The 13,531-nt window shown below is 42.7% G+C and carries 11 protein-coding genes; 6 read left to right on the top strand and 5 right to left on the bottom strand.

Annotated elements, in window-relative coordinates; translation table 11 throughout:
* Window positions 1–5: 5 nt before the first annotated feature.
* The 6 genes from ACX6CI_RS01240 to ACX6CI_RS01265 all read left to right on the top strand — a co-directional run bounded on the left by ACX6CI_RS01240 (window position 6) and on the right by ACX6CI_RS01265 (window position 8,678).
* On the top strand, window positions 6–2,066 hold the full coding sequence (locus ACX6CI_RS01240) for a LamG-like jellyroll fold domain-containing protein (protein WP_458776364.1): 2,061 nt from the start codon (window positions 6–8) through the stop codon (window positions 2,064–2,066).
* Window positions 2,067–2,115: 49 nt separating this feature from the next.
* Window positions 2,116–3,531, top strand: a complete 1,416-nt coding sequence (locus ACX6CI_RS01245; RefSeq protein ID WP_458776365.1) for an MBOAT family O-acyltransferase — start codon at window positions 2,116–2,118, stop codon at window positions 3,529–3,531.
* Between the two features lie 4 nt (window positions 3,532–3,535).
* Window positions 3,536–5,197 carry an alginate O-acetyltransferase AlgX-related protein gene (locus ACX6CI_RS01250; RefSeq protein WP_458776366.1) on the top strand — a complete coding sequence of 554 codons (1,662 nt, stop codon included), beginning with the start codon at window positions 3,536–3,538 and terminating at the stop codon, window positions 5,195–5,197.
* Window positions 5,184–6,206: an alginate O-acetyltransferase AlgX-related protein gene (locus ACX6CI_RS01255; RefSeq protein ID WP_458776367.1), complete on the top strand. Its 1,023-nt coding sequence runs from the start codon at window positions 5,184–5,186 to the stop codon at window positions 6,204–6,206. The genes ACX6CI_RS01250 and ACX6CI_RS01255 overlap by 14 nt, the downstream gene beginning before the upstream one ends.
* Window positions 6,207–6,393: 187 nt before the next feature.
* Window positions 6,394–7,758, top strand: a complete 1,365-nt coding sequence (gene prsR / locus ACX6CI_RS01260; RefSeq protein ID WP_458776368.1) for a PEP-CTERM-box response regulator transcription factor — start codon at window positions 6,394–6,396, stop codon at window positions 7,756–7,758.
* Between the two features lie 320 nt (window positions 7,759–8,078).
* On the top strand, window positions 8,079–8,678 hold the full coding sequence (locus ACX6CI_RS01265) for a PEP-CTERM sorting domain-containing protein (protein WP_458776369.1): 600 nt from the start codon (window positions 8,079–8,081) through the stop codon (window positions 8,676–8,678).
* A 71-nt stretch (window positions 8,679–8,749) separates the two neighbouring features.
* Here the strand turns inward: ACX6CI_RS01265 and prsK are convergent, their stop codons facing one another.
* The 5 genes from prsK to ACX6CI_RS01290 form a co-directional block, all read right to left on the bottom strand.
* Entirely contained in the window at window positions 8,750–10,846 is a 2,097-nt protein-coding gene (gene prsK, locus ACX6CI_RS01270) for an XrtA/PEP-CTERM system histidine kinase PrsK (protein ID WP_458776370.1), read from the bottom strand.
* 269 nt (window positions 10,847–11,115) lie between these two features.
* Window positions 11,116–11,601, bottom strand: coding sequence for a methylated-DNA--[protein]-cysteine S-methyltransferase (locus tag ACX6CI_RS01275; RefSeq protein ID WP_458776371.1), 486 nt, complete (start codon window positions 11,599–11,601; stop codon window positions 11,116–11,118).
* Window positions 11,602–11,613: 12 nt separating this feature from the next.
* Window positions 11,614–12,228 carry a methyltransferase domain-containing protein gene (locus tag ACX6CI_RS01280; RefSeq protein WP_458776372.1) on the bottom strand — a complete coding sequence of 205 codons (615 nt, stop codon included), beginning with the start codon at window positions 12,226–12,228 and terminating at the stop codon, window positions 11,614–11,616.
* An 8-nt stretch (window positions 12,229–12,236) separates the two neighbouring features.
* On the bottom strand, window positions 12,237–12,737 hold the full coding sequence (gene tpx, locus ACX6CI_RS01285; RefSeq protein WP_458776373.1) for a thiol peroxidase: 501 nt from the start codon (window positions 12,735–12,737) through the stop codon (window positions 12,237–12,239).
* A 167-nt stretch (window positions 12,738–12,904) separates the two neighbouring features.
* A complete protein-coding gene (locus tag ACX6CI_RS01290) occupies window positions 12,905–13,351 on the bottom strand; it encodes a DUF3465 domain-containing protein (RefSeq protein ID WP_458776374.1) in 447 nt (148 codons plus the stop codon).
* Window positions 13,352–13,531 lie beyond the last annotated feature (180 nt).

Genomic DNA, 13,531 nt, shown 5'->3' on the forward strand with positions numbered 1-13,531 from the left:
GAATTATGAAACATATAATATTGCGTCTTTCACTGTTAGCTCTTTTCATCTTTGTCTTAGTTTCTGCTGGCCAGGTCGTTGCAGGTACGGGTGCAGGCAAAAGTTTGCAGGATTGGACCGGGAAGCATTCGAGGCTCGTTTGGGTGCAGGATCAAGGAGATGGTTCTGATACCTTTGCCCGCAGTAAAAACCTTGCTCTGTACGGATACGATTCGCTGGATGGAAAAGGTGAACGTCTCCTTGTTAATGGTAATCGGAATTTCTATAAACCGATATTTACCCCTGACGGCCAGAAGGTTATTTTTAGTGATCGAAGAGATCGGCAGATGTTTGTCCTGGACTGGGATTCCGGGAAGGTTGAAAAACTTGGTTCTGGGGTTGCTGTCGCTGTCTGGAAAGATACAAAAACGAGTTTTTTCCTGAAAAAGAGCACTCTCTGGGTCTACTGTTTTGATGGTTTGCAGCCTGAGAATACATATGGCACCGGTCAGCCGCTTTATAGATTCCCTCTTGGAAAGCCTAAAAAGAAAGAGTTGATCTGGGATAAGAGTAACATGGCCTGGTCCAACGTTCAGTTATCCAGAGATGGTGAAGTCTTGGGTGGGCTCTTCCCTTGGCCCCATGGAGGTTTCATTCATCCGGAAAATAAAGAATTTAAGCGGTTGGGTAGAGGGTGCTGGACTTCTTTAAGTCCCGACAACTCAAAACTGCTTTGGATTTTTGATGGATTACATCGGAATATTCAGATCCATGACCTGGAAAAACAGGAGAGTTGGAAGGTCAATATTAACAGTGCACCTGGTGTGGGGGGCTTTGAGGTTTATCACCCCAGATGGTCCAATCATTCCCGTTATTTTGTCATTACTGGCCCCTATGAAAAGGGTGAGGGTGGAAATAAGCTCAGGGGTGGGGGCGAGAAGGTTGAGGTGTATGTCGGTCGTTTTGATCGCAATGTTAAAAAGGTAGAGGATTGGATTCAGGTCACAAACAATAAACGTGCTGATTTTTACCCGGATCTTTGGGTAGATGGAGGGGGAGAGTATAGTCTTTCCGACCAGGAACCTGCAGAAACTGTAAAAAAAGACAGCCTGGCCTGGCCTCTGGACAGCAGCAATGTGTTGTATGTCTGGGAAGATATGAAAGCGAGTAATCAGCTTGCTGAAACAAGTCCGGTTGGCTTCTATCAGTGTAATCTTACCCTGAGAGGAAAGGCATTATTCACAAGAGACCTTACTCTCAACACATCAGGAGGGTGGGGCGATACTGGTGATGCTGGTGCGAAAATTGGAATGGCTCTTGCCAAATCCAAGCAAGTGACGTTTGAAATAGTAGCTACACCCGACAAAGTGCAGAAGGGAGAGGTAATATCACTACAGGGTTCTGAAGGTTCTCGTTTGTCAATTCAGCAGAATGGTGATTCCCTTATCGTTGAAAACAGTGTGGCGCAAAAAGATACTCAACGCCTTTACTGGGATGGAGTCTTCTCAGCCCATGAAATAAGCCATTTGGTCATAAGTGTATATGATGGGCAGATGGAAGTTTTTAGAAACGCCAAAAGTTTGGGAACAAAAAAAATACACATTGATTTTTCTTTGTATAACGAGAGTCAATTGATTCTTGGTGATAGTTCAGGGAACTGGGATGGTACTCTTGCTCAGATAGCACTGTATCAGGTTCCTTTAACACCCCGGCAGCTTGAAACAAATAGTCGTTATGCCTTTAATAAGTATAACGTAAATAAGCCTGTACAGCGGCTGGTGGTTGAGGCTTCTCTTCTTGAGACAACTGAAATTCCTGCCCCTGATTCCATAGGAGCATACCGCCGTGCTCTGGTCGTTAATAGCTATGGGGTTGATACCGTTGTTGAAGGGGAATATGCCGAAGAAAAAATTGTTATAGCTGAATGGGCAGTACTTGATAGACAGATTGTTAAAAAGTATTCTGATGATGTTATGAGTGAACGACTTGTTTTGGAGCTATTTGATGACCATCCGGAACTCGAAGGTGAACGGCAGATGATGGATATTTTTGAGCCTGATCTCTCTATGTACTATCGTTTGAATTAAACTTAAGGACCCTTTCTGGGGTTGGTTTAGCCCACATTTACGCTATTTTATGGTTTTTTCGTCTCATATTTTTCTCTTTTATTTTCTGCCTGCTGCGCTGTTGTTGTATTACAGTATGCCAAGACGGGGGAAAAATCTGGTATTGACTGTCATTAGTTATATTTTCTATGGCTGGTCAAATCCGCTTTTTACTCTGTTAATGTTCTTTTCAACATTGGTGGACTATTGTTGTGGTCTGGTCATCGGAACCACCCCCGATAATCAACAGAGAAAACGAAAGATTGCGCTCTTTGTTTCCATCGCAGCAAACCTTTCTTTGCTTGGATTTTTTAAGTACACAGGGTTTGCCCTTGAAAGCTATAATCAGCTTTTCACTGTATTAGGAGTCGAAGGAGCCGAGCCTGTTCATGTACTCAAGTTTTTGCTTCCCTTAGGGATTAGTTTCTACACCTTCCAGTCAATGAGTTACACCATTGACCTCTACCGCCGAGATGGGACCTATATAAAAAACTTCCTGGATTTTGCCTGTTTTGTCTCTATGTTTCCTCAACTTGTTGCAGGCCCAATTATCAGATTTCAGGAAGTGGCAGATCAACTGGCTGGTCGGGTACATTCTCTTGAAAAATTTTCCAGAGGGGTGGCGTTTTTTTCCATGGGGATGGCAAAAAAAGTTCTGCTTGCAAATTCGTGTGGAAAAATTGCTGACATGGCTTTTTCTGCCGGCAGCTTAAGTGTCATTGATAGCTGGTTTGGTGTTGTTGCGTACAGTTTTCAGATTTACTTTGATTTCAGTGGTTACTCCGATATGGCGATTGGTTTGGGGCTGATGTTTGGCTTTGTGTTTGCTAAAAACTTTGACTCACCCTACCTCTCCGCCTCCATCACTGAGTTTTGGCGTCGCTGGCATATCTCACTTTCAACCTGGTTGCGAGAATACTTATATATTCCTTTAGGCGGTAATAGAAAGGGTGGTGGCAGGACTGCTGTTAATCTTGCCATTGTAATGCTCTTAGGCGGGCTGTGGCACGGTGCTTCCTGGAACTTTGTAATATGGGGTGGAATCCATGGTGTTTTACTTGGTTCAGAGAGACTTTTGGGGAGGAGGCCGTTTTACCACTTCCTGCCGAGGTTTTTAAGAATAGGAATGACGTTTGTTTTCGTTCTTATCGCATGGGTCTTTTTTCGTGCGGAAACTTTTTCACTGGCACTTGACTATCTCGGTTCTATGTTTGGTTTTGTCACAGTTCCAGATTCATCGCTTTTGTTGAGCGGTTTGCTCTATTCTCCATATCATCTGATTTCGATGGCTATAGCTTCTGTTGTTGTATGGAAAATGCCCCAGACCTGGGATTATACGAAAGAATTGTCTGTGGCGAAGGCATTAAGTATTGTGGTGGTATTCATTGTCTCTGTTGCAGTGCTGAGTATGCAGTCATATAATCCATTTATCTATTTTAACTTCTAGAACTATGGGTAAAGAAAAACTAAGCAGAGAAGCTATTGCGCATATTGAAATAGGCTCGACTGTGGTTTTTAAAAACACAGCCTGGCTTTTGTGCGCTTTTTTTCTGGTTTCAATTTTCTCCGTTCCTCTCATCCAGTATGGGGTCAAATCTGCGGGCCCTGTTGTCAGTGATGCCTGGTCTGTAGCCCAGGTAGAACCAAAAGAAGATGACTCACTTTTTAATCGAATAGATCAGAAGAATACCTACTTCCTCAAAGGCCTTGATGTACTGGAAACACGCCTTGAGGAGGAAAGCTTTTTACGATCGATGTTCCTGCCTCCGCTACAATCATTGCTGTTAAATGTTCTCGGTCAGGGAAATGAAAAGGTTGTGGCAGGTAAAGGAGGGTGGTTGTTTTTTCGACCTGGAATAGATGCTATCACTGGCCAACCGTTTCTAGACGAGAGTCAGCAGCAAATGCGATATGAAGGTCATGAACTCTGGGAAAAACCTGTTCAGCCGGATCCGCTTCTGGCGATAACCGATTTTCACAGACAACTTCAAGACATAGGAATTGAACTTATTCTTGTACCCGTACCAATTAAACCATCTATTCACGCAGAAAAAATTTCATCCTATGATTTGAAGAGTCCTCCTAACAATCGAAGTTGGAACGATTTCCTGGCAAGACTGAAAGAAAACAATATTACGGTTTTTGATGGTCGTTCCATATTAACGGACTATGCAAAAAAACATGGACAGGCGTACCTTACAACGGATACGCACTGGCTTCCTGGCGCGATGGATTATGTTGCAAAAACTCTTGCTACAGAGATTGCCGTTGAGTTTTCTGATTTGACCGGTACGGGTGATTACATTGTACAGCCAACTACCTTGGAGGGGGAAGGGGATGTTTCCAGAATGCTTACCCTTCCAGCAACTGCTCCTCGTCACCTGCAGTCAGTTGAGATACAACAGGTCATGAATAGAGAAAATGAACTCTGGCAACCAGAACGTAATGCCGAAATTCTGCTTCTTGGAGATTCGTTTACTAATATATACTCTACCATGTCACTTGGGTGGGGACGAAGTGCAGGTTTTGCTGAACATGTAAGTTACTATTTAAAATCGCCCTTGGATCTTATTGGTAAAAATGACAGCGGTGCATATGTGACCCGTGAAATTTTAAGTCAGGAGCTTGCAAGGGGAAGAGACAGGCTTGCTGGTAAAAAGCTGGTCATCTGGGAGTTTGCTGAACGAGAGTTAAGCCTTGGTGACTGGAAGTTGATTGACCTGACCCTCGGTTCGGCATCTGAAAATGGTTTTTTTGCTGCTGAGCCAGGAATGAGCAGCCATGTGGAGGCTGTGGTGGGTGCAATTTCAAGATCACCACGACCTGGATCTGTTCCCTATCGTGATAACATTTTGACAATACATCTTGTTGACCTCAAAGGAGAAGATGTTAGTTTAGAGACAGATCAGGCCTTAGTCTACGGCTTGGGGATGAAAGATAACCAGTTGACTGACATGGCGAATCTTCGGCCAGGAGATAGTGTGAGTATGACTCTCACAGCCTGGGAAGAGGTTGAAGGAGAGTATGGAAGTTTTCGTCGAAGTCCACTCGATGATGCAATGCTGGAACTTGAACTGCCAAATTGGGGAGTTATAAAAAATGAGAAAAACTAAAGCTGTAATCTTTCTGACACTCTTGCTGAGTGCCGGAATGGTCTTTGCCGCACCATTATTAAAAGAAGTGTGTATTGATCTGGCGCAGAAAAATGAAGGTAAAAGTGCAGTTGAAGGAGCTGATGGCTGGTTGTTTTTAAAGGACGAGCTCATTCACTTGAGTTCTGGTCGTTTCTGGGGAGAGGATGCTGCACAGGTATCGCGCTCAAAAAAGAAAGAATACGCCGACCCACTGCCTGCTATTATACGTTATAACGAGGCGCTGGCAGATAAGGGGGTGACGTTGTACCTTATGCCGGTTCCCCCGAAGGCGCTGGTTTACCCTGATAAACTTGTAGATGGTGTTGTTCCGGGTGGTGTTGAAGAAGAACGTGCACTCTACACAGAGTTTTATAGACAACTTCGTGAAAGTGGAGTGAACGTTATAGATCTTCTTCCTGAGTTGACGCTGCAGGCGGCAGAGAAAAATGTGTACTGTAAGACCGATACACATTTTTCAGGTGACGGGCTGGCTCTTTTTGCCGCAGAAGCTGCTAAGGCTTTACGGGCTGAAGCATGGTACGAATCTTTACCGCAACAGGAGTTTGTCAAAACAGACCAGAATGTTTCAATTGTTGGAGATCTCAGCCAGATGCTTGGTAAAACCGATACAGAGGAGCTTACCCTGTCACTTGTAACAAGCAAGGCCACAGGTTCCGCTGTTATAAGCGATGAAAACAGTCCGGTCGTGCTTCTCGGGGATAGCCATACGCTGGTTTTCAGTGCCGGTGGTGATCTTCACGCCAAAAGTGCTGGTTTGTTTGATCACCTCTCAGCTGATCTTGGTTTCCCTCTTGACCTTTTGGGAGTTCGTGGATCCGGAATAACTCCTGCCAGGGTAAAACTGTTTCAAAGATCAAAAAAGAATCCAGACTACCTGAGTGGAAAGAAAGCTGTAATCTGGTGTTTTACTGCAAGAGAATTTACCGGGACAGGTGGCTGGAGAGAGATTCCTGTTGCTGGTAAATAATGATGTAAGTTGATTGTTGACCCATTGCATTGATTGCCCCTCTAAGGAGGGGCATTTTTGTTAGTATTGCCTGACATTTAATAGCCTTTATGGTATCGTTTGTTATTGCTAGGAGTCACTCATGTGATTTTTATTCGCATTGTTGATACGTGTACCCCACAATTTTTAGCTTAATTGGAATAGGTAAATGAAGAAAAAGCTTCTGATAATTGAAGATGAAAAGTCCGTTGCCAAACAACTCCGCTGGGGCTTGGATAAAGAATATGAGATAACCATTGCATCAGACCCTGAAAAGGCAAGACCTCTACTACAATCAGGTGCATTCCCCGTTGTTACTTTGGATTTGGGTCTACCTCCTTCTCCCGATACACCAGAGCAGGGGCTTGCTCTTCTAAAAGAAATTTCAAGCATCTCCCACCCTATCCATGTCATTGTGATAACGGGAAACGCAGAAGAAGAAAATGCTATTACTGCTGTAGGGTTGGGGGCTGCTGATTTTTACGCCAAACCAATTGACTTAAAAATATTAAAAATCATACTGGACCGTACCTATCGAACATATGAATTGGAAGAAGCGAATCGGAAACTGCAGGAAAAAAGCAGCCAGGGAGGTTCTCTTTGTGGAATGATAGGTATATCTCCGGTAATGGTTGAAATGTTTAATCGTTTAAAACAAGCGAGTAAAACCGATTACCCAGTACTTATCACAGGAAGTACTGGTACCGGTAAAGAGATGGCTGCCAAGGCCTTGCACAGCCTCAGTGATAGAGGAGAACGGCCTCTTATAATCATTAACTGTGGAGCCATTCCTGAAAATCTCATCGAAAGTGAGTTGTTCGGTCATGAAAAAGGTGCTTTTACAGGAGCGTCAAAACGCCAAATTGGGAAATTTGAACAGGCAAACAGTGGGACGATTTTTCTGGATGAAATAGGTGAGCTCCCCCTGCACTTGCAGGTTAAACTTTTGCGGGTTATTCAAGAGTCTACTGTTGACAGACTCGGTGGGACTAAAACAATCACTGTGGACGTACGCATTGTTGCAGCAACTAATATCGATTTGGAGCAGGCAGCTAAAGACAAAACCTTTCGTGAAGACCTGCTCTACCGCCTTAACGTAGTTCCTATAAGAATGCCCGATTTAAAGGAACGGTCAGAAGATATTTTACTCCTGGCACATCGTTTTTTAAAGGAAGAAGGGAATAATTTAGGAAGGGCACAGATATCATTTTCCCCATCTGCTCTAAGCGCTATGGTAAGTCATTCTTGGCCAGGTAATGTTCGTGAACTACAAAATCGCGTGCGAAGGGCTTTGGGAACTTCTGCTGGTAATACGTTGCAATCAAATGAATTGGAGTTGGAGTGTTTTGCATTGGAAGGTGGTGATGAAAAACTCTCTACCCTCAAAGAAGCTCGCGAAAGGGCGGAAAAAGAGGTTATGCAAAAGGCTCTTGGGCTAAGCGGTAATAACATCAGTCAGGCAGCGAAAATGCTCGAAGTAAGTCGTCCTACACTGCATGATCTTCTCAAGAAACACGGGATGGGCGCGAATTAACCTTCATTGCCTTAGGTCGTTTGCAATTCACTTATTATGTAAAAAAAACCGACATCTCTATGGAACCATATGGAAATGATTCCGGCACAATCTTTGAGCTTTTCTCATTTTATCAGTAATATTAGCCTCTTTGATAAAAGGCTCTAGTTTTTGGGATACCTGGTTGTTTAGTTGTATGTCGATTTACTTTACATCTTGTCTGGACTAATAAATCGTTGATGTATATGTTCTTTGTTAACAGTATGTTGCGTGTGTGGCACGAACTATGCATAGTCTCTTCGTGAAATGAAGTTCGTTATTTTTAAACTTAGGAGAGAAAAGTGAAAAAAATTATTTTAACTACAGCCCTATCTGTTTTTGTTTTGGCTGGTACTGCAAGCGCTAGTTTGTTCACCAATACCGTAGATGTGAATGTTACCCTTGCAGAGGGGCCCTTTGCAGGAATAGTTTACTCAAGTACTGAGACCTACTATCATCAGACCCCCGTAGACTTTGAAGTCCCATGGGATATTGTAAATAGTGCCTCATTGACGATTTCAGGTTATTGGATTGATGGGAATAATGATAGCGTCGCGGTAGAAGGAACTACTGTAGGGACATTAACCGCGGGTGGCACTTATGATGTAAATTGGAGTTGGTCTTCTTGGTCATGGGTGACTAGTAATTATATTCCCTCAATTTCAACATTTGATATTGCATCAACTTTTTCAACTTGGTCGACTGGTGATGATTTTGCTGTGACTCTCGCGTCAAATGGTAGTTGGGGTGATGCGATTCTTCAGATTAATCAGTCAACATTTAATCTTGATTATGACAACCAAACTGCCCCTGTTCCTGAGCCTTCCACCATGTTGCTTTTTGGCACGGGTATTTTAGGTCTAGTTGGGTATAGCCGTAAGCGCTCGAATAAAAAAGCGTAATATACAACGGCGTTGATTAGAAGTCTCCCTTGAGAATAATCTCAAGGGGGATTTTTTATGTGAGTGTAAGATTATTCGACACTGCTTTTGCTTAGTAGCTGTATCGTGAATTTTGCTCCTTTCTCGGGTATATTCTCAGCCTGAATAGTACCCCTCATATTTGAGATGAGTTTTTTTACCTGCCAAAGTCCTATTCCACTCCCACCCTCTTTCGTTGTTTTAAATGGTTCAAAAAGTGCTTCCGGTAGAAGACTCTCATTTATTCCAGGACCATCGTCTAATATTTCTATATTCACGCTATCTTGCATGGTGTTCATTTGAGTCTTAATTTGTACGTCCCCTCTGTTTCCCTGTGCCTGAGAAGCATTGAGCAGTAGATTTTCCATAATCGAATTGAGTAATATCGGATCACAAAAAACGTGGAGATTTTCATTAGACTCTATGTGAAACTCGATGTGAGGTAATCTCTTTTCCATACGCTGGATACATTCAGATAGGACTGGTTTCAATTGGACTGTTTGTAAGTCTGGAGTCTTTTCATCTTTAAGTGCTATTAACCTCTCTTCAACCCGCTTCATTCGTTTCAACGTATCGTCCACGAGTTCCAGCATATCCTTCTGAAACTCCGGTTCATGAATATGCTCCGGGGCATTTGCCTGTAGAAGCGAAAGCATAGTTGCAGCGTTTTTAATGTCATGGAGTACAAAGGCAGAGAGTTTGTTCCAGGCCTGTTCCTCACGTGCTTTTGCAAGTTTTTCTGCCATGCGTATGGCAAGCAGGGTTGCAGCTGTCTGGCTTCCAAGCGCTGAAAGCAGGTCGAAGTCATCGTAACTGTACTCCCCGCCTGTGTATTCAGCACCTAAACCGATCAGCCCGCAGATATGATTGTTAATTGAAATCGGGGTGATGATTTTTAGTTGAAGGGATTCCATAAGGTCTCTATTCTGATCCTTTACTTCTTTCCACTCTGCTAACTGCTCTTTTTCATCGAGATAAAAATAGGAGTTTTCTTTGAGGTGGTTCACAAGAATTCCGCCTGAACGTATAGTCGTTATGTCTCTATCCTTGAAATCACCAGGGCTGGAGACAAGTTTGAAGTCTTGACTATTTTCAGAATCACCCAGCCAGATAAATATTTCAGCCGTATAGAGGCTTTCTTGCAATATTATATGTAACGCCTGTACAACCTCCTCTTCAGTTTGCGCACCTTCGAGGCTTTCTGAGAGATGTAACCACTCGTCTCTATATTCATATTTGTTGGTGTAAAAATGTGTGCTGATGAAAAAGTGCGCGCGTCGACGTATTTTACCTGAAAAACCGAAAAGCATTACACCGACTATTCCTGTAACGACCAGGAGCCATTTGATGACAAAAGACATCTCGAGGCTGAACATATTCATCACAAGAGATATGAAACCAAAGGCTAAAAAATATACTGCAAGGAGAGTTGGAAATACAAAGGAGTAGACTGCTTTTCGAGAGATAAAAATTTTTCTGTTGAGCAGCCTGTTGTTGGTAACATCGTAAACCATCATTGCCCAGCCAAGGCATAACAGGGTAAACAGAAGAAGAAAGTGTTCTTTATACACCACCATATAGGTCAGTCTGTAAGAAGAACTCCATGCAAGAACACCGCAAATAAGAAAGCTACCGACGATCAGGAATTTGTATCTCCAACGCTCTGCTTTTCTCATGGATCTCCAGAATTCTTCAATTTTCCATGAGCTGTACAGGACGATGAAAAGAACTAAAATACTTAAACAATAGACCGCGCCGTATTTAGGCAGGCCGATGTTTGTAGCAAAGAACTCGAAAATCAATTGTGTTTCTATGATGTAACCGGTCAGGATCAAAAAAAATGATCCTGAAAGTATTTCAAACAAAAAATTATTTTTAATCGCTGTTTCTGGAGTCTCGAGATTCTGGCGCAACCGTTTTGCTAGAGACAGCCAGATAAGAATAAAGACGGCTTCAGAGAAAAAAATGAGTTCTCCTGTCTGGTAATAAAAATGATAGGCAAAGTAGAGGTACTCACTGGCAAGAAGTGGTAGGAAAAATAGTGCCTGGACAAGGGATATGGCTAAATGGCCATCGTCATTTTTTTTACGAAAATGTAGAAAGGTCGATAGAAACAGTACAATGTTCAGACCGTAGAATACAATTATCATATCTGAATACCAGGCTCGTGATGAGTTGACCGCCAGTGCTGTCTTTTCGTTAGGGTTGGGGTGGCGGTGAAATCTATATTAATTGAAGCGTCTGTATCTATAATTTTCCTAAGCATAGGAAAAGAAACAGATATATGAATAATTTGTTTTGCAGCGAATGTGTAGTTTAATTTGAAGAATGTTGCAGGACGTTTCTTCTATGAGTATTTGAATGGGAAAAGCGAGTGGAAGGGGCGGGGCTGTTATTGCTTAAATTAGGATGAAGACGGTCACGTGAGGTTGGACTGCTCGATGTGTAATAATTGCTGTTTTACCTCAAGGCCTCCACCAAAACCTGTGAGTGTTCCATTTTTTCCAATAACGCGATGGCATGGGATGATGATTGGGATAGGGTTTTTTCCATTGGCCATACCTACTGCGCGGTATCCTTTGGGGTTATTGATCTGCTCTGCGATTTCTGCATAACTCCGTGTACTGCCGTAGGGTATTTTCGTAAGCGCTTGCCAGACTTTTTTTTGAAAGCTGGTGCCGGTGGGATCGATGTTTACGCTAAAGGATTTCCTCGCACCTGTAAAATATTCATCCAACTGAGATCTCGCTTGTGCAAATACCTTGCTGTTCATGGAGTAGTCGGCTGTATCTGCCATTGTCCATGCGTTTTCAAAGCGAATTTCTGTTAACACACCTTCCTTGCCAAGTAAAAGCAGATCTCCGATTGGAGTGTTGTGGATGCAGTAGTAGGTCGTCATAGACATTGTATACTTTGATCAGCCATGAAATGATTTTTGAGCGATCAGTTGGACCACAGCTCCTAAGCCCTTGTGTAATTTGCCTTCCTGGACATTACGCTCAAGCTCGAGACCATGAAGAATTGTTAATGGGGAGATCTCCTCTGTAATTTCGCTGAGATTCATTAATAATTCAACGATTGGTGGTCCACCTGTTCCATATTGTAGTTGCTTTGGAGTGTACCCTTCCAATACGTATATCCCCCCTTGTTTCAAACTATAAACCACTGACTGATGTACAGTTTTTCGTAAAGGCGGTGGCAGATGACAAAAAATGGAAATAATTGCGTCATACTGGTTTGGAGTAAAAGTAAACCTCGATAGATCATCGACAACGGTCGTAACCTCAACACCGTGTTGCTCTGCAAGTCTCTGGGCCTTTTTCATGGCAACAGTCGATGAATCAACCGCAGTCACCTCAAAACCTTGACGGGCAAGAAACACACTGTTACGACCCTCTCCGTCTGCCATGCAAAGTACATTACCGCCAGTGGGTATATATTTCAGCGAAGCCGCTAAAAAATCGTTGGGATCAGTGCCATAGGCGTAACCTGGTTCACTATAGCGCTGATCCCATTTTTTTGTGTCACTCATCTAAGCTTTTAACCTATAGCTTTTAGCGCACTTTCATAGTCTGGTTCCTGGGTGATCTCCGGAACCTGTTCTACATACTTAACAGTACCTGTTGCATCAACGACCACAACGGCACGGGCAAGCAGACCTGCAAGGGGGCCAGTGGTGATAGTTTGGCCGTACGCTTCGCCAAAGGCTGCAGATCTGAACACTGAAACAGGGACGACATCTTTTAATCCTTCAGCTTCACAGAATCTGCCATGGGCAAAGGGGAGATCTGCCGAAACACATAGGACAACAGCGTTATCAACATTGCTGGCTTCACTGTTAAAACGTCTGGTTGATGCCGCACAAATCCCCGTATCAATAGATGGGAAAATATTGAGAACAACTGTTTTACCAGAATAATCTTTTAGGCCTACCTCAGCGAGTTCAGTTGTCACGACGCTAAACTCAGGAGCTTTGCTTCCTACGGCAGGGAGGGCTCCGATGGTTTCAATTTCATTTCCCTTCAAAGTGATTTTTGCCATGTCATTCTCCTGTTATATAGATGTTTAAAATATTTTGGAATTACTGCAGTTAGCAGATAGTAATTCTTATTGTTCTTATAGTTGTCAAGTAGTAGCTGATGAAAAACGAAGGATCCTGAATAACCACACTATAGTGTTAAGCGTTACTAAACGAGCATGATAAACTTCTATTTGTAGGTCTTTCCCTTATGTTTCAGCCATCCTTCCGGGTGTTTTTTTCTGGGGTCGTGATGGGTCCAGTGAACCACGCCACCCTTATTGTTATACTCGTATTCTCCGTTAAAGATGACTTCATCCCCTTTTTTAAGAGAGTTGATTCTGGGTGCAAGGTCTATGTTGTGGGCAATGAGAATAGTAAGATCCTTAGAAATTTTGATGATGAATTTTTGATGCTTTGCTCCATGGAGGTCATCTGGAAGTATTTTGACAACAACTCCTCTTCCCATTACCTGTACAGACTCTTTCTTGTTGTTATAGGCTTGTTCTATTGCAGTGCTATTTTTAGCAGACGGCAATGGTGTAGAATTATTTTTTGTGTAGTAGTCGGCAATAAAAAAAAGTAAAGCAATAAGGAGTAATATTATTGCTCTCTGTGGGCTAATTTTCTTTCTCATGGAGGTCTGTCAGGTAAAATTTTTTAATTTTGTGCAATAGGTGTTTTTGAAAGTTGTTAAGGCGCTACGTTCCTCAAAATTACTATAATAAATGTACCTGAAAAGTGTAAGCTAATAATATTACAGTCTAATGTGTTTTCTCATCTGAATGTAGATTTGTGGCTATGAACATACAATTAC

Source organism: Desulforhopalus glucosivorans, assembly GCF_054397165.1.